Origin of the sequence: Paenibacillus tepidiphilus, assembly GCF_008635795.1 — a bacterium.
Lineage (GTDB): Bacteria > Bacillota > Bacilli > Paenibacillales > Paenibacillaceae > Paenibacillus_AQ > Paenibacillus_AQ tepidiphilus.
In genome coordinates this window covers 17,613-33,826 of sequence record NZ_VWRQ01000022.1, presented here as the reverse complement: position 1 = coordinate 33,826, position 16,214 = coordinate 17,613, and the positions used below count along the sequence as shown (strand labels likewise).

Below are 16,214 nucleotides of genomic sequence, written 5' to 3'. Positions count from 1 at the left end.
TATGCATACCCTTAAATACTCCGCCGCCTCCTTCTTCAAATATCTGACTCTGATTCTCGGAGCGCTGGCGGCGCTGGTGCCGATTGCCGTTGTGTTCTTTGCTTCCCTTAAGACCAATGCCGAGTACGCCTCGACCGGTCCGCTGACGCTGCCGGAGAACTGGCTGAATTTCTCCAACTATACCAAGGCTTTTGTCGATGGCAAAATGCTGCTCGGCTTCAAGAACACGATTATCATCGTGGTCATCTCCATCGCCGGTGCCACACTGACCGGGTCCATGATGGCTTACATTCTGTCCCGGTTCAAATTCAGAGGCAGCAGCCTGCTGATGGGCGCATTCCTGCTCGCCACGCTGATCCCCGGAGTCACCACTCAGGTGGCAACGTTCCAGATCATCAATTCCCTGGACCTGTTCAATACGCGCTGGGCGCCGATTGTCATGTATCTGGGCACGGATATTATCGCCGTTTATATCTTCATGCAGTTCCTGGATTCGATCTCCGAGTCGCTGGATGAATCGGCGATGCTGGACGGCGCTTCCTATTGGACGATTTATTCGCGGATTATCCTGCCGCTCCTGAGTCCCGCGATTGTTACGGTGATTATCGTCAAGGGCGTCAATATTTACAATGACTTCTACACGCCGTTCCTGTATATGCCCAAGAGCTCGCTGCAGGTGGTCTCGACCGCCCTGTTCAAGTTCAAGGGGCCTTACGGATCACAGTGGGAGGTTATATGCGCGGCGATCATGATTGCGATTATTCCGACGCTGATTGCCTTCGTCTCGCTGCAAAAATACATTTACAACGGTTTTGCGCAAGGTTCAGTGAAATAGTTATCGGATGAACCGCAGACGCTTGAAGCGGCTGACGGAATTATGAAGGGAGCCTATTGTTATGAAACAAGTTCAAATCATCGGCCCGAACGTGCCGAACATGCCTTGGCAGGAGAAGCCGGCCGGACATGAGAATCCGCTGTGGAGACATAGCGACAATCCCGTGATTAAACGCAATCCGGCCAAAGGGGTAGCCCGTATCTTCAACAGTGCTGTGGCTGCTTACGAAGGCAGCTTCGTCGGGGTCTTCCGTGTGGAGGACAACACGACACGTCCGCATCTGCGCATGGGCTATAGTGTAGACGGGCTCGACTGGAAGATCGACGACGAGCCGATTGTGTTCCAGGACGAAGAAGGCAAGCCGTATCAGCCCCGTTATGCCTATGACCCCCGCTTGGTGAAAGTGGAAGATACCTATTATATTATCTGGTGCACCGATTTCTACGGCGCGGCCATTGGCGTAGGCTCGACGCAGGATTTCAAGACGTTCCGCAGCCTGGAAAATCCGTTCCTGCCGTTCAACCGCAACGGTGTGCTGTTCCCGAAGAAGCTGAACGGCAACTTTGTGATGCTGTCCCGTCCAAGCGACAGCGGCCATACCCCGTTCGGCGACGTGTTCCTGAGTGAGAGCCCGGACTTCGTCTACTGGGGTAAGCACCGCCATGTGATGACCAAGGGCGGCAGCGGCTGGTGGCAGAGCGTCAAGATCGGCGGCGGCCCTGCTCCGATTGAAACGACCGAAGGCTGGCTGATGTTCTATCATGGCGTGACCGGCACCTGCAACGGCCTGGTCTACAGCATGGGCGCGGTCATTCTGGACCGCGATGAGCCTTCCAAGGTCAAGTACCGCTCCAAATACTTCGTGCTGACACCGGAGGAATGGTATGAGGAGCGCGGTTTTGTCAACAATGTCATCTTTCCGTGCGCGACCATCCATGACGCCGAGACCGGCCGCATCGCCATCTACTACGGAGCTGCCGACACATATGTCGGAATGGCGTATACCACTGTTGAAGAGATCGTTAATTTCGTGATCGAGACCCATGAGGAAGTTGGCGACGACGCCGGATTGGGACGGATCTAAGAGACTTAAGTGAAGCCATCCGGAACTGACGGATTTAAGAAAAATGTTTAGCAGAGCAGGAGCACAGCCGGGCAGAAGCCCGGAGGCTCCTGCTTGACTGTGTGCTTGTCAATAAATTAGGAGCCGAGCTCATACATACTGGGAGGAAAACAACCATGACCAACGAACGGTCAGTGCCCGAGCTGCTGGCCTATCAGGGCAGCAGTCCGAGGCCGGCTAATTTCGATGAATACTGGGAGCGTGCCCTGGCGGAGCTGGATGCCCAGCCGCTCGATTACGAGCTGGTCCCGGCCGAATTCCGCAGCGAGCTTGCGGAATGCTTTCATTTGTATTTTACCGGAGTGGGCGGGGCCCGGGTGCATTGTAAATATGTGAGACCCAAGAGGGAAGTGGCTGAGCGGGGCCGGGGCATTGTGATGTTCCACGGATATGCCTGCGACAGCGGAGACTGGATGGAGAAGGTCGCTTATGCTGCACATGGCTTCAGCGTGCTCGCCATGGACTGCCGCGGACAGGGCGGTTTGTCGGAGGATAATCTGACGGTGCGGGGCACAACGATCCGCGGACATATTATCCGGGGCATAGACGATCCGAATCCGGATCATCTGTATTACCGGAACGTCTTTCTGGATACCGCCCAGACGGCGCGTATTCTGATGAATATGCCGGAGGTGGACCCGGCGCGGGTCGGCGCTTACGGCTGCTCCCAGGGCGGGGCGCTTACCGTGGCCTGCGCTTCACTGGAGCCGCGCATTGCCGCCGCCATTCCGGTCTACCCGTTCCTCTCTGATTACAGACGGGCCTGGGAGCAGAACATCACGACCTCGGCTTATGAGGAGCTGAATTATTATTTCCGATTCTTTGATCCGCATCATTTGCGGGAGGAGGATATTTTTAACCGTCTGGGGCTGATTGATATCCAGAACCTGGCCGGACGCATCAAGGGTAAAATATTGTGGGTCACCGGGCTGATGGACCCGATCTGTCCGCCCTCCACCCAATTTGCCGCCTACAATAAAATTACCGCTCCGAAGGATCTTCTGGTCTACCATGAATACGGCCATGAGTATCTGCCGTATCTTGCCGATAAGGCGCTGCAGATGTTTATGGAATTGTAGCGGGAGCCATTCTGGGGCAACAATGTTTTTTGCAGCGGCAGAGCTGTACTCTCCCCGCTAAGCAAGCGGTTGGAGTCAGGAAATTCGAGGCCGGCCAAGCGGCAGAAGTCAAGCATACCCTGCAGCCGCGGCCAAGCCTCAGTGAGATTTCAAGCGATTATTGCAAATAGTTTGATTTTCGCACACTAATCTTGCCGTTTATATGGATTTCAGCAGTCTAATTCGATTATCGCCACTTAATTTGGGCGTTTTTGGGGTAAGGGTTAATTTCCAGAGATATTAAGTGGCGGAAATCAAACTAGATTTGCGACTACCCGCTTATGGGTGAAATTAGGTGGCGATTTTCCAATTAAACTCAGCTGGCTGCCACCGGATTTCAACTGCGAACACGGGATCATTAAATAATCTGGGATGAGTGCGGCGAGAAGTCCGGAACTTCACTGGAATTACTCAGCTAATAAAAGAATAACAGGTAAGTTAAAATAGTACATTTCATGCCGCCCGTCCCCAAGGACAGGCGGCTGTTTGCATTAAGCGGGGCAGAAGGGAATCGGCTTGCTGCGCAACTGAGGTAATAATTCTGCCGGGTGGGCATAATAGTGAGGCGGACTGCCAGCTTTTTGACGGAGAGGTCCTGTCCCGGGCACCAAGGGGAATTGTTGAGGAGGTATCGCCATGCAAAGGCTTGTACATAAACGTATATTCTGGGGCTTACTCCTTCTTATAGGCTTGCTTGCCGTGTTGATCCTGCGGCTGGCCTGGGTGCAGCTGCTGCTGAAGGACCGCCCGGTTCCCGGCACGCAGTACAGCCTGTCCAAGATGGCGGAAATCCAGTCAGAACGCGAGACGGTGCTGGACAGCGGCCGCGGCCGGCTGCTCGACCGCACAGGCAAGCCGCTCGCGGGCGAGACGGTCTGGACGGCGGCTTTCTTTCCGCAGGAGGAGCGGCCGGGTTTGTCCACGCACGGGCCAGACGGGGAAGAGCCGCTCCACCGTTTGGCCACAGTGCTGGGTGCTACCTATGGCGAGCTTGCCGGGAAGCTGAAAGGGCTGGACGAGCTGGACGAGCCCTTCCTGTGGCCTGATCCGGCTGGCGGCGGCAAGCTGCCGCTGGCCCTGACGGAGCAGCAGGCAGAGGCGATAGAGCAGCTCGGAATTGACGGCGTCAGGGTGCTGCCGTATAACCGCAGGTATGACGGCACAGCTTCCGGCAGCCAGTGGCTGGGGTATTTGTCGGAGGCCGGCGGCCAGGCGGCCAAGCAATCGCCCAGCGGGCTGCGGGTACCCCTGACCGGTACGGACGGCCTGGAGAAGACGCTGGAGCCGCTGCTGCAGGGCGTCGGCCACACAGAAGCCTTGGCACAGGTGGATGCGCGCGGCAACCGTCTGCCGGGCAGCGGTATACAGGTCAAAGCTCCGGGCAACCCGTACTATCCGTTGTCCGTATACACGACTATAGATAAGCAGCTTCAAGAAGAAGTCGAACAGCTGGCTGTCCATTCGGGCATGAAGGAGGGGGCTGTGGTGGTGCTTGACGCGGAGAATGGTGATATCGAAGCAATGGTGTCCTTGCCGCTGTACAATCCGCTTCAGATTGATCCGGCGGGCGGAGCATGGAACAACCGTGCGCTGCAGGGAGCCATCCCCGGCTCCGTCTTCAAAATCGTTACCGCCGCGGCCGCGCTGGAAGCCGGCGTGTCCTCCCCGGACGAAACCTTCTTCTGCTCCGGGGAGTACGGCAAATACGGCCTGACCTGCGCGAACGGCAAAGGACACGGCACCCTCACCATGGCCGAGGGATTCGCCGTGTCCTGCAATACCGTATTCGCCACGCTGGCGGAGCGGCTGAACGCGCCGCAGCTGGAGCGGGCTGCGCTGGCGCTGGGCCTCGGCCGCCCGGTCGGCTGGCAGGCCGAGCAGACGCTGGGCCTGCCCCTGCTGCGGCCGCTCGCCGGGGAACAGCCGGGCGTCATCTTCGCCGCCGGAGCCGGGCCGGGCGATGACGGCGGCGCCAGGGTCCAGACCGCCATCGGGCAGCGCGATGTGCGGGTGACGCCGCTGCAGGCCGCGAACCTGGTGGTGACGCTGCTGCACGGCGGTGAAGTGCGGGCGCCGCGCATTCTGCAGCGCGTCGCCTTCGCGAACGGGCAGACGCTGCGCGAGCTGCCCGGCCATCTGGCCCCTGCGGCGGGCGAAATCTCGCCGCAGACCGCCCGGCTGCTGCGCTCCTGGATGCGCCGGGTGGTCACGGACGGGACCGGCCGCAAGCTGCAGTCGGCGCGCTGGCCGCTGGCCGGCAAATCCGGTACCGCCGAGACCATAGTCCGCGGCAAGGCACGCAATAACCAGTGGTTCATCGGTTACGGACCGGTGGACCATCCGCGGTATGCCGTGGCTGTAGCCGTAGAGAACACTGCCCCCGTTGGCCCTCATCTGGCCACAAAGCTCTTCGGTCAGGTGTTCGACTTGCTCGCCGGCTCATCCGGAGCCTGAGGCTGCTGCGGGTCATTGCTCTTCGGGTCAGCACTTACCGCTTCACTGTTATCGGGGTCACCGCTTACCGGGCCCCCGGCAGTGCTGGGTTCAGAGGCTGCGAACGGAGACACGATGAACTCTTCCTTCGGCAGGTAAATCCAGCGCTGCAGGTAACCCTGCTGAATCAGTTCCTTGATCAGGATCAGCAGGATCGGAGCGAGGATCAGTCCCGCTACGCCGAAGGCGGACATGGAGATGAGCACGAACGACAGCATGAGGAATGCCGAGGAGACACCGATCGAATTGCCGGTAATCTTCGGCTCCAGCAGCTGACGGACAATCAGGACCACTGCGAGCAGGACGAGCAGGCCAACCGCCATCCCTGTATTACCGACGATGAACAGGTAAATAATCCACGGGATGAGGATTGTCGACACACCGAGGAGTGGCAGCAGGTCGAAGACAGCGCACACCAGCGCCATCGTCAGCTCGTTTCCGGTACCGAGAATAAACAGTCCGACCAGTACAATGGCAAAGGTAATTGTAATCAGAATCAGCTGCGCCTTCAGGTAGGAGCCGATGGCTTTGAAGACATTGGCCTGCAAAAAGGCATAAGCTGTTTTGAGTGTCTTTGGCATTTTGTCATGAGCGATCTTGCGCCAGTCCTTGATCTCCATGCTCAGGAAAAAAGCCAGAATGATCCCGACCCCGAAATTGGCCATAAAGGAGGAGAAGGAACCGAGCAGCCCGATCATATAATTAAAGAAAACGGTCAGCCAGCGGGACAGAAAATTGGTGATATTGGTAAAATACCCGTTAAGCTTGTCGGTCAGATCCGGCGGCAATGCATCGATTTTGTGCTTGAGAAAGGCTGTCGTATCCGTAAAGCTCTGCTGGACAATTGCCGTATAATACGGAAGGTTGTCCTCAAGCCGCATGATCTGCATGGCTACCAGCATGCCGGCACCGAACAGTACCCCGAGCAGCAGCACGACAAACAAAATGACGGATATCGCCGATGCAAACGGCTTGGCCATCCCCTTGCGGTTGAGAAAGCGCGCCAGCGGCTCGATGATCATAAATACGAAGAAGGATAGAAAGACCGGGGCGGCCAGCGCATAGAGCTTGCTGAAGGCCAGCATTACCAGGTAGACCGTGAGCACGACCAGCCCGATGTCAAAGAAAGTGCGCCAATATTTTTTGTACAACGGCAACATGAATAGAACCGACTCCTTTTTTGAGGTCACAACATTTGGCTGAATTGACTTTTTCGTTACGTTCATTGTACATGATATTGTGAAAAAAGCGCCATTTTCTTCAGGACTTATGTTAAAATAGGGGGTAACGTCTTTTTGCGGCATCCACGCTTATCCGGCATTCGCAAAGGCGGCTTGCACCTTCATTTGGCCGTAACCTTACTCTGGCTGCAGAGCCATGCGGTCCAAAAGTCACTCTGGAAAAGCGGGGAATTTACATGCAGACTTTGCTGCTCTGGTTATTTTACATCTCGACTTTTTATGCATTTATTCCGGGACTGATCAGCCGGCTGTTCGGTTATCGCGTTTTCCGCAAAGGTGTCGGAACCAACGAGTTTTCTCTTACCTTTGATGACGGGCCTGACCCGGTATATACGCCGCGCCTGCTCGATCTTCTGAAGCGGTATAATATGAAAGCTACTTTCTTTGTCGTAGGCGCCCATGCGGAACAGCATCCGGAGATCATTAAGCGGATGCATGACGAAGGGCATCTGATCGGCATTCATAACTATCATCACAAAACGAACTGGCTGATGTGGCCGCGGACCGTCAAACGTCAGATCCAGCGTACGGATGATATTATTTACAGTATTACCGGTGAACGGAGCACGTATTACCGTCCGCCGTGGGGGATCGTCAACCTGTTTGATTTCTCCAAGCGCAGTCAGGTGCAGATTGTGCTCTGGTCGGCGATGTTCGGTGACTGGAAGGAGAAGCTCGGCGCCGAACGGCTGACCGCCAAGCTGCTGGCCAAGCTGAATCCCGGCGAAGTGATGCTTCTGCATGATTGCGGCCGGACACCGGGCGCCGATCCTAATGCGCCGGAGCAAATGCTGCTCGCCCTGGAGCGTATGCTTAAGGAAGTGGAGCGGCGCGGGCTAACGAGCATCCGCATCGACGAGATGATCCGCAAGGTGCAGGCCTCTCCGCTGCAGCGGCTCTCCTTCGGCAAACGGCTGATCGTTGGGCTATGGCTGATCTGGGAGCAGGTATTCCAGTTTATGTTCCGCATCAAGACCATATCACCGGCCGATCCGTTTCTGCATTACCGCCTGCGGAAGTATCAGGGTGAGACGGTGCGGATGGAGGGCGGCGAGTTCCTGCGCAAGGGTGACAACGTCATTGAACTGCATTTTGACAACCGGCAGCTCTTCGAGCTGGGGCTGCATGCCCGTTCCACCGCCCAGCTGGCGATCCGCATGATCCGCAGGATGGAAAAGGATTTGCCTGCACTCGCGGATAAGATAGCCGGCAATGTCGATCTGGCCGAAGCCAAGGCGCTGTACGGTGTAAGCATGATCAACCGCGGACCGGAGAAATTCGGCTTCATGGTTCTGGATTTGCCGGACGGCTGGTTCGCCCGTTCCACGAAGTTTTATCTCAGCATTCTGCTGAGTGTGATTCATCCGGCCGGCGGGGCCAGGCTGAAGCAGCGCAGCGACATGCTCGTGCCGAAGATGATGCTGATGCCGGTCTCGCAGCTGCTGAACCAGACGAACCGGCAGCGCCCGCAGAAGCAGGTCACCCATCTCGAAAGAGTGCGGGAGGAAGAGCTGGCGCTTGAGCCCGAATTGCCTGGTGCAACGGCGGTGCGGTAAGTTAACAGAACTCATGATATACATTATTGGCTCCGTAGTCCCGTTTTCCCTCTATAGGGGAGGCGGGGCTTTTTTTGTGCTCTGCTGGGAGTAGAAGTGTAGAAGGTACCTGTTTGAGGTAGAGGTGGAGATAGAGGTGGAGATAGAGATAGAGATTAAGGTGGAGGTTAGATGTTAGAGCTAGGCATTGGAGTTTAACGAAGATAATTGCAGAATGTGCAACTATTCAAGCCTATTTGATTCGTGGAGAGCGTTTAATTGCACTTCGTGCAATTATTTTCCACTAAAAGGGCGTATTTCACCAAAACTAAGAAGAATAGATGTACAAAATACACTTATTACTTGAATGACGCCGAAATTGCCCCGGATAATTGCACAGAATACACTTATTTCAGTTGTGGTGGCGGCGAGTGTCCTCCAGTGGTCACATGTAACTAGATTTACTGAGGCGGGAGTCAGTGTTCACATGTAACATAGGTTTGCTGGGGCGGGAGTCAGTGTTCACATGTAACTTTGATTGACTGCGGCGAATCACCTCCAGTGGTCAAAGGTAACTTTGATTTACTGCGTCGGGACTCAGCGTTACAGGTAACATTGGTTTGCTGCGGCGGGACTCAGGTTCACATGTAACATTGGTTTTGCTGTGGCGGGACTCAGTGTTCGAATGTGACTTTGATTTACTGCGGCGGGACTCAGGTTCACATGTAACATTGGTTTTGCTGGGGCGGGACTAAGTGTTCGAATGTAACTTTGATTTACTGCGGCGGAAGTAAATGGTCCATGCCACATGGAAATTTGACGCGCTGAGACGGGCTCAGCGGTCCATTTCACATGTAATTTAATTTGCTGAGGCGGGGCTCGTTGGTCACATTTAATTTTGATTTGCTGCGGCGGTCCCCATTGTTCACAAGTAACTCTGCTTCGCTGAGTTGCTCCTAACAGTCACATCCTGATTTGCGGTATATACGCTGCATGCGCAAATCGCGCATCAAACAAAAAACCGTCCAGACAATCGCAAGCGACTGTCTGAACGGTTGTCATTTCAATAAACTAGATCTTCAATACGCCGCCCTTGCTGGCGTTCGTAACCAGCTTGGAGTAGCGGGCGAGGTAGCCGGTCTTGACCTTCGGCTCGAACTCGGTCCAGTTGCTGCGGCGGGCTGCCAGCACTTCCTCGTCGACCAGCAGCTCGATCTTGCGGTTGTTGAGATCGAGCTCGATGATGTCGCCGTCTTCAACGAAGGCGATCGGGCCGCCTTCCGCCGCTTCCGGCGAGATGTGGCCGATGCTGATGCCGCGGGAGGCACCGGAGAAGCGTCCGTCCGTGATCAGGCCGACCTTGGCGCCGAGGCCCATGCCGACGATCTGCGAGGTCGGTGCGAGCATTTCCGGCATGCCCGGGCCGCCCTTCGGTCCTTCATAGCGGATGACCACGACATGGCCTTCCTTGACCTTGCCGCCGGCGATGCCTTCCAGCGCTTCCTCCTGGGAGTCGAAGCAGATAGCCGGGCCTTTGTGGTAGCCGCCGACCGAAGCGTCGACTGCGCCAACCTTGATGATGGAGCCTTCCGGCGCCAGGTTGCCGTAGAGCACGGACAGTCCGCCGACCTGGGAATACGGATTATCTATCGTATGAATCACGCTGGTATCCTGGATTTCATGGCCGGTCACGTTCTCGGCCAGTGTCTTGCCGGTAACTGTGATACAGTCGCCGAACAGGGCGCCAGGCTTCTTCAGCAGCTCGTTCAGCACGGCGCTGACACCGCCGGCCCGGTCCACGTCTTCGATGAAGATGTCGGAAGCCGGTGCAAGCTTGGCCAGATACGGTACGCGGTTGGCCACTTCATTGATGCGTTCCAGCGGATAGTCCACGCCTGCTTCCTGGGCGATTGCCAGTGTATGCAGTACGGTATTGGTGGAGCCGCCCATCGCCATGTCCAGCGCGAACGCGTTGTCGAGGGATTCCTTCGTCACGATATCGCGCGGCTTGAGATCGAGCTTGATCAGCTCCATCAGCTGCGTGGCCGATTTGCGGACGAAATCTTTGCGTTCCTCGGCTACCGCCAGGATGGTACCGTTGCCCGGGAGGGCGAGGCCCATCGCTTCAGCCAGACAGTTCATCGAATTGGCAGTGAACATGCCTGAACAGGAACCGCAGGTCGGACAGCCGTATTGTTCCAGCTCCAGCAGCTCATCGTCGTTGATCTTGCCGATCTGATGCGCGCCAACGCCTTCAAATACGGAAGTAAGGGAGAGCTTGCGGCCTTTGCTGTCGACGCCAGCCTTCATCGGGCCGCCGCTGACGAAGATGGTCGGGATGTTGACGCGCAGCGCGCCGAGCATCATGCCCGGGGTGATTTTATCACAGTTGGGAATGCAGACCATGCCGTCGAACCAGTGGGCGGAAACGACCGTTTCCAGCGAGTCGGCGATGATTTCGCGGCTTGGCAGCGAGTAACGCATGCCGATATGGCCCATGGCGATGCCGTCGTCCACGCCAATCGTATTGAATTCAAAAGGAACGCCGCCGGCTTCGCGGATGGCTTCCTTGACGATTTTGCCGAATTCCTGCAGATGCACATGACCCGGAACGATATCGATATACGAATTGCAGACCGCAATAAACGGCTTGCCGAAATCCTCTTCTTTTACTCCGGCGGCACGCAGAAGACTGCGGTGCGGTGCGCGGTCAAAGCCCTTCTTGATCATGTCTGAACGCATTTTCTTGGCTGCCATATAAATAGTTCCCCCCTAAAAATTGGTCAGGCGTAGCATCCATCAGGCCGCACAAAGCGGGCCCGGCAATCGCCGTAATAACAAGTGGTGCCGCGTTAACGCATTACAATCCCGGATGCTGCGGATCCGCGGTTTATAGAAAGAACAGGGTCCAGCTTCTTACATGGGTAGAAGGAGGGCGGAGCCGTTTCTATAAATCAACCAGCTGATGAGTACTGGAGCAATAAGATTTTTCTTATTTAGTGAGTCTATCATAAAAGACCTGTTTTTTCTACCGGACAATGTGAAGTTTACCGCTGCAGCAGCCGTAAAATGGTAGCAGTAGCCTGGCTGGAGAAACGCCAAAAAGCCTCTCCCGAGGAGAGGCTTCCTATCTGGCTTAAAAAGTTACAGAGGCCGGCGCAAGGCGGCTTGACGGAGTACGCTCATCCATTCAACCGGCGGCTCGACCAGCGGATGCAGCAGGCGCTTCACGGCAGGCTGGGCCAGCAGTATGGTGCAGAGGGTAGCTGAAAGCACCAGAAGAACGGCACCGAAGGCGTTGCCGATGTAAGCATAGATACCGGAGACGACGGCCAGACGGACTACAAAACCGTGGAGCAGGAAGACATACAGCGTGCGGCGGCCCCAATCCGTCATCCGGCTGAAGCGGTAAGGGACAAAGCCCAGGAAGGCGAGTGAAGCGGCAAACTGCAGACCGTACATCGCCAGACGGTAAGCGCCGGCATACCAATCGTGGGCTTCTACCTGCATAAAAGTCATATTGCCGTAGAGCCAGCCAAGCGGAATGCCTTCGAACAGGAAACCAAGCGTTACGAGCATTACGATAGAGACAGCAGCGGCGGCAATCCGGGCATACTTGCGGTAAAGCTTCTCAAAGGCGGCGAAATTAAAATGATAGCCAATGACGAAGAACGGCAGATACACGAACGTGCGGCTGATACTGAACCAGACACCGTCCAGCTGCAAATATCCGACAGCCACTCCGGCTGCGACTGCGAAGGCCAGCTTGGTCCACAGCGACCATCGCGCCATGCCGAGCATCAAGAGACGCCAGAAGACGTGGCTGGCCAGGAACCAGAGCAGCAAATAGGGTGCGAAAAAAGAATGGTGGATATTATCGGTATGGAAGAGGGAGACGTCGAGTGCGGAATACAGGCTTTGAAAAATGAGATACTGCAGCCCGATCTGCAGCAGCACTCTGCGGCCGGCGGTGCCGGTCAGGCTTTTCTTGGCGAAGTATCCGGTCACCAGCACGAACAGCGGCATATGAAAGCTGAAGATCCAGACAAACAGGCTGTGCAGGCCGCTCATTTGGCCGATCAGAGGTTCAATCGCATTACCGACAAAGACCGTAACGATAAGCATGAAGCGGAGATTGAGAAAAAAAGTTTCCCCGCGCGCTTCCAGCGAATTTTCCTCCGGCATGACCCTAACCTCCAATAATCTGCATGGCAATTAATTTAATTTTAAAATACATGATTTCAGAAGGGTAAATTGTGAAATATCTCACAATGGTAAGCGTTATCAAGGGGTACATTTGTGGCGATGTGTTGAAGGTTGTTTGAAAGGAAGGCTTCCTATATAATTTTCAGTAGGCAGTACTCGGGAGTGAATCTATTGAAGAAACATAAAACGAAACGCCGCATCCTGGCCGGATTGCTGGTAGTTCTAGTTGTGGCAGGGTTAGGAATATGGAAGTATCTGACCCCTTATGCCCCGGAGCCGGCTGCAGAAACGGCGCTTATTTCCGCCGGCGGAGTCACCGTGGAGAAGAATGACAACTGGATCTCCTTTGAGCCGTCGGCAATTCTCGGCACCTCGGTCATCTTTTACCCGGGCGGGCTGGTCAAGCCGGAAGCTTATGCGCCGCTCGCCAAGAAAATCGCCGCCGCCGGTCATCCCTTTTATATTGCCAAGATGCCGCTCAACCTGGCGGTGATCGACGGGGATGCGGCCAGTGATATTATCCGCGTACATCCGCAGCAGACATTCGTTATCGGCGGGCATTCGCTCGGCGGAGTTATGGCCTCCCGTTATGCGGCAGAGCATGCGGATGAGCTGGAAGGCGTCTATTTTCTCGCATCCTATGCAGATGAGAAGGGCAGCCTGAAGGATACGACACTTTCAGTTCTGTCGGTGCTTGGTACGAAGGACGAGGTAGTTGACAGGGACAAATACAATCAGGGACGCTCTTACTTGCCAAGCAATACGGTCTACACCTCGATTCCGGGCGGAAATCATGGTCAGTTTGGCAGCTATGGTCCGCAAAAAGGCGACGGGACGCCGTCTATTTCGGAAGAAGAGCAGCAGAGCAGCACAGCCCGGGCAATGCTCGATTGGCTGGGCAACCTGCGGTAGTTACGGGAATATTTATCTAAAGTCGTGGAGAGGAGCGGTTACATGCCCATTCTGCATATCAATGGAACGGCGGTCCCCTGCAGGGGGATTTTGTTCGACAAGGACGGAACGCTGCTTGATTTGCTGGCAACATGGGGAACATGGGCAGAGCTGGTGCTGCGCGGGCTGGAGAACCAGCTTGCGCTTGGCGGAACCGGCTCTGCCTTTGATTTGTCCGGAGTGCTGGGCACAGCCCATGATGCGTCCGGCAGAATTACCGGTTATGATCCCGCCGGACCGCTGGCTATGGCAACGGCCGAGGAGACCGGGGGAATCCTGGCCTGGCAGCTTTATTCATCCGGAGTCCCGTGGAACGAAGCAATGCTGCGGGTGAACGGCATTATTAAGGAAGCAATGGAAGAGCTGCGTGTTCGCCGGCTGGCTGTACCTCTGCCCGGCTTGCTGCCATTCCTGAGGCAATGCGCCGAAGCCGGGCTGAAGCTTGGCGTGGTTACTTCCGACGGAGATAAGACTACTGCGGAACAACTGGATTGGCTCGGCATCGCCGGGTATTTCGGCACGGTGGTTACGCGTGACCGTGTAACCCAAGGCAAGCCCGCTCCCGAGATGGCGGAGCTGGCCTGCCGGGAATTGGAGCTTGCGCCGGAGGACGCAGTGATTATCGGCGACAGCAATGCCGATATGCAGCTGGGCAAGGGGGCCGGGCTCTGCTTCTCGCTGGGCCTTTCTCCGGACGGCGCCGGTGCGCATTTGCTTGATGCCGACGCGGTAGTCGCGGATTTCCGGGCCCTGCGTATTACCGGCAGCAATCATGAAGTCATGAGAGGAAGTGCTGCTTACAATGGATCAAATGCAGACATTGGTATCATGGATTAAAGAGAGCGGGAATATTGTTTTTTTCGGCGGCGCCGGCACATCGACAGAGAGCGGAATTCCCGATTTCCGCTCGGCGGCCGGGCTCTACACGGCGGAGCATGAGTCGCCTTTTCCGCCGGAGGTTATGCTGAGCCGCAGCTTCTTCATGGCCCGGCCGGAGGTGTTCTTTGATTTCTACCGCAGCAAAATGCTCCATCCCGGAGCGAAGCCCGGCGGCGCACATCTGCTGCTGGCGGAGCTGGAGCGGCGAGGGAAGCTGAAGGCTGTCGTCACGCAAAATATCGACGGGCTGCACCAGCTGGCCGGCAGCAAGGCGGTATTGGAGCTGCATGGCTCTGTTCACCGCAATCACTGCCTGGATTGCGGCCGCTTTTACGGGCTGGAGCAGGTGACCGGTTCGGCGGAACGTGTACCCCGCTGCCCGGAATGCGGCGGGATCATCAAGCCCGATGTGGTCCTGTATGAAGAGGAACTGGACCACAAGGTGCTGATGTCGGCGCTTGCGGCCATCGCCGCAGCCGATCTGCTGATCATCGGCGGTACTTCGCTGACCGTCCAGCCGGCGGCCAGCCTGATTACCTATTTCAAAGGCCGCCATACGGTTCTGCTGAACCATGATTCGACGCCTTACGACGACCGGGCGGACCTTATACTGAAGGGGCGAATCGGCGAAGTGATGGCTGAGATCGAACGGCAGCTTTAGGATTCCCTCGGCCGGCTCAGGACCGCTGCCTTATAATATCCCTGTGATACGGGTCATCCGGCATTAACTTTTTCGGTTCACGATTATGTGCGCTCCAAGCGGTTTAAAATAGGGTAAACGCACGACAACTGAGAACGAAAGAGGCGGTGATGGCAATGGTATATGTGGCCAGCGATGATCGTTATGAAGCCATGCGGTATAACCGGGTCGGCAGATCCGGTCTGAAGCTGCCGGCGGTATCGCTCGGACTGTGGCATAATTTCGGCGGAATCGACGCCTACGAGAACGGCCGGGAGATGATTGTCCGCTCGTTTGATCTCGGCATTACCCATTTTGATCTGGCCAATAATTACGGCCCGCCCGCCGGTTCCGCAGAGGAACTGTTCGGGCGGGTGCTGGCCCGGGACCTCGCGCCTTACCGCGACGAGCTGATCATTTCTACAAAAGCGGGATATTATATGTGGCCCGGCCCGTATGGTGACTGGGGATCGCGGAAATATATGCTGGCCAGCCTTGATCAGAGCCTGAAGCGGCTCGGGGTGGACTACGTTGATGTTTTCTACTCGCATCGTCCCGATCCGCACACGCCGCTGGAAGAGACCATGGGCGCTCTGGCACATGCAGTCCGCTCCGGCAAGGCGCTGTATGTCGGGTTGTCCAACTACTCTGCGGAGCAGACAGCCGAAGCCATCCGCATCTTGAATGAGCTGGGCACACCGCTTCTGATTCATCAGCCGAGCTACTCACTGCTGGACCGCTGGATTGAGAACGGGCTGCAGGAGGAGCTGGACAAGCATGGCATAGGCAGTATCGCCTTTACACCGCTTGCCCAGGGGATGCTGACCAATAAATATTTGAACGGTATTCCGGCCGATTCCCGGGCAGCCGGTCCTTCCACGGCGCTCAGCGAGAGCAGAATCACACCGGAGGCCCTGCGCAAGATCCGCGCGCTTAATCAGATGGCCGTCTCGCGCGGCATGACGCTCGCGCAGTTCGCCCTGCTCTGGACACTGCGCGGCGGCAAGGTTACCTCGGCCCTGATCGGCGCCAGCCGCGTCAGCCAGATTGAAGAGAACATTGCCGCACTCGGGCACAGCGATTTTACGCCGGAGGAGCTGGAACGGATCGAGAATATTCTCCATACTGATGCCGAGGCCGGCGGGTGATACGTG

Annotated in this window: 12 protein-coding genes; 9 read left to right on the top strand and 3 right to left on the bottom strand. The window is 56.3% G+C overall.

Translation table 11 applies throughout. The features are described 5' to 3' along the window. Window position 1 precedes the first annotated feature (1 nt). The 4 genes from F1379_RS23465 to F1379_RS23450 all read left to right on the top strand — a co-directional run bounded on the left by F1379_RS23465 (window position 2) and on the right by F1379_RS23450 (window position 5,530). Window positions 2-835 carry a carbohydrate ABC transporter permease gene (locus F1379_RS23465; protein ID WP_150274566.1) on the top strand — a complete coding sequence of 278 codons (834 nt, stop codon included), beginning with the start codon at window positions 2-4 and terminating at the stop codon, window positions 833-835. 61 nt (window positions 836-896) lie between these two features. Further along, window positions 897-1,919, top strand: coding sequence for a glycoside hydrolase family 130 protein (locus tag F1379_RS23460; protein ID WP_150274563.1), 1,023 nt, complete (start codon window positions 897-899; stop codon window positions 1,917-1,919). 155 nt (window positions 1,920-2,074) lie between these two features. Then, window positions 2,075-3,037, top strand: a complete 963-nt coding sequence (locus F1379_RS23455) for an acetylxylan esterase (RefSeq protein WP_150274561.1) — start codon at window positions 2,075-2,077, stop codon at window positions 3,035-3,037. A gap of 675 nt (window positions 3,038-3,712) precedes the next feature. Continuing rightward, window positions 3,713-5,530, top strand: a complete 1,818-nt coding sequence (locus F1379_RS23450; protein ID WP_150274559.1) for a peptidoglycan D,D-transpeptidase FtsI family protein — start codon at window positions 3,713-3,715, stop codon at window positions 5,528-5,530. Here F1379_RS23450 and F1379_RS23445 read toward each other — a convergent pair. Continuing rightward, the gene (locus F1379_RS23445) at window positions 5,491-6,729 is read right to left on the bottom strand and encodes an AI-2E family transporter (protein WP_150274557.1); all 1,239 of its coding nucleotides are present in this window, start codon (window positions 6,727-6,729) and stop codon (window positions 5,491-5,493) included. The genes F1379_RS23450 and F1379_RS23445 overlap by 40 nt on opposite strands. Before the next feature lie 257 nt (window positions 6,730-6,986). On the opposite strand from F1379_RS23445, the gene F1379_RS23440 reads away from it, so the two are divergent. Further along, window positions 6,987-8,366, top strand: a complete 1,380-nt coding sequence (locus tag F1379_RS23440) for a polysaccharide deacetylase family protein (RefSeq protein ID WP_150274555.1) — start codon at window positions 6,987-6,989, stop codon at window positions 8,364-8,366. Between the two features lie 1,050 nt (window positions 8,367-9,416). Here the strand turns inward: F1379_RS23440 and ilvD are convergent. Both ilvD and F1379_RS23430 read right to left on the bottom strand, forming a co-directional pair. Then, window positions 9,417-11,102 (bottom strand): dihydroxy-acid dehydratase, encoded by a 1,686-nt coding sequence (gene ilvD / locus F1379_RS23435; RefSeq protein WP_150274552.1) that lies wholly within the window; start codon window positions 11,100-11,102, stop codon window positions 9,417-9,419. A 387-nt stretch (window positions 11,103-11,489) separates the two neighbouring features. Next, the gene (locus F1379_RS23430; protein WP_150274550.1) at window positions 11,490-12,530 is read right to left on the bottom strand and encodes an acyltransferase family protein; all 1,041 of its coding nucleotides are present in this window, start codon (window positions 12,528-12,530) and stop codon (window positions 11,490-11,492) included. Window positions 12,531-12,713: 183 nt separating this feature from the next. Between F1379_RS23430 and F1379_RS23425 the strand changes: the two genes are divergently transcribed. The 4 genes from F1379_RS23425 (at window position 12,714) to mgrA (ending at window position 16,208) form a co-directional block, all read left to right on the top strand. Beyond that, complete coding sequence (locus F1379_RS23425) at window positions 12,714-13,463, top strand: alpha/beta hydrolase (RefSeq protein WP_239004782.1); 750 nt, start codon at window positions 12,714-12,716, stop codon at window positions 13,461-13,463. Between the two features lie 42 nt (window positions 13,464-13,505). Then, window positions 13,506-14,339 carry an HAD family hydrolase gene (locus tag F1379_RS23420; RefSeq protein ID WP_150274546.1) on the top strand — a complete coding sequence of 278 codons (834 nt, stop codon included), beginning with the start codon at window positions 13,506-13,508 and terminating at the stop codon, window positions 14,337-14,339. Next, window positions 14,305-15,042, top strand: a complete 738-nt coding sequence (locus F1379_RS23415) for an NAD-dependent protein deacylase (RefSeq protein ID WP_150274544.1) — start codon at window positions 14,305-14,307, stop codon at window positions 15,040-15,042. Before F1379_RS23420 ends, F1379_RS23415 begins: the two co-directional genes overlap by 35 nt. 155 nt (window positions 15,043-15,197) lie before the next feature. Then, entirely contained in the window at window positions 15,198-16,208 is a 1,011-nt protein-coding gene (gene mgrA / locus F1379_RS23410; protein ID WP_150274712.1) for an L-glyceraldehyde 3-phosphate reductase, read from the top strand. Window positions 16,209-16,214: the final 6 nt, after the last annotated feature.

Excerpts from the sequence above, each read along its gene's own strand:
- F1379_RS23465 (WP_150274566.1), top strand. The coding sequence starts at position 2 with ATGCATACCCTTAAATACTCCGCCGCCTCCTTCTTCAAATATCTGACT.
- F1379_RS23460 (WP_150274563.1), top strand. The coding sequence starts at position 897 with ATGAAACAAGTTCAAATCATCGGCCCGAACGTGCCGAACATGCCTTGG.
- F1379_RS23455 (WP_150274561.1), top strand. The coding sequence starts at position 2,075 with ATGACCAACGAACGGTCAGTGCCCGAGCTGCTGGCCTATCAGGGCAGC.
- F1379_RS23450 (WP_150274559.1), top strand. The coding sequence starts at position 3,713 with ATGCAAAGGCTTGTACATAAACGTATATTCTGGGGCTTACTCCTTCTT.
- F1379_RS23445 (WP_150274557.1), bottom strand. The coding sequence starts at position 6,729 with ATGTTGCCGTTGTACAAAAAATATTGGCGCACTTTCTTTGACATCGGG.
- F1379_RS23440 (WP_150274555.1), top strand. The coding sequence starts at position 6,987 with ATGCAGACTTTGCTGCTCTGGTTATTTTACATCTCGACTTTTTATGCA.
- ilvD (WP_150274552.1), bottom strand. The coding sequence starts at position 11,102 with ATGGCAGCCAAGAAAATGCGTTCAGACATGATCAAGAAGGGCTTTGAC.
- F1379_RS23430 (WP_150274550.1), bottom strand. The coding sequence starts at position 12,530 with ATGCCGGAGGAAAATTCGCTGGAAGCGCGCGGGGAAACTTTTTTTCTC.
- F1379_RS23420 (WP_150274546.1), top strand. The coding sequence starts at position 13,506 with ATGCCCATTCTGCATATCAATGGAACGGCGGTCCCCTGCAGGGGGATT.
- F1379_RS23415 (WP_150274544.1), top strand. The coding sequence starts at position 14,305 with ATGGATCAAATGCAGACATTGGTATCATGGATTAAAGAGAGCGGGAAT.
- mgrA (WP_150274712.1), top strand. The coding sequence starts at position 15,198 with ATGGTATATGTGGCCAGCGATGATCGTTATGAAGCCATGCGGTATAAC.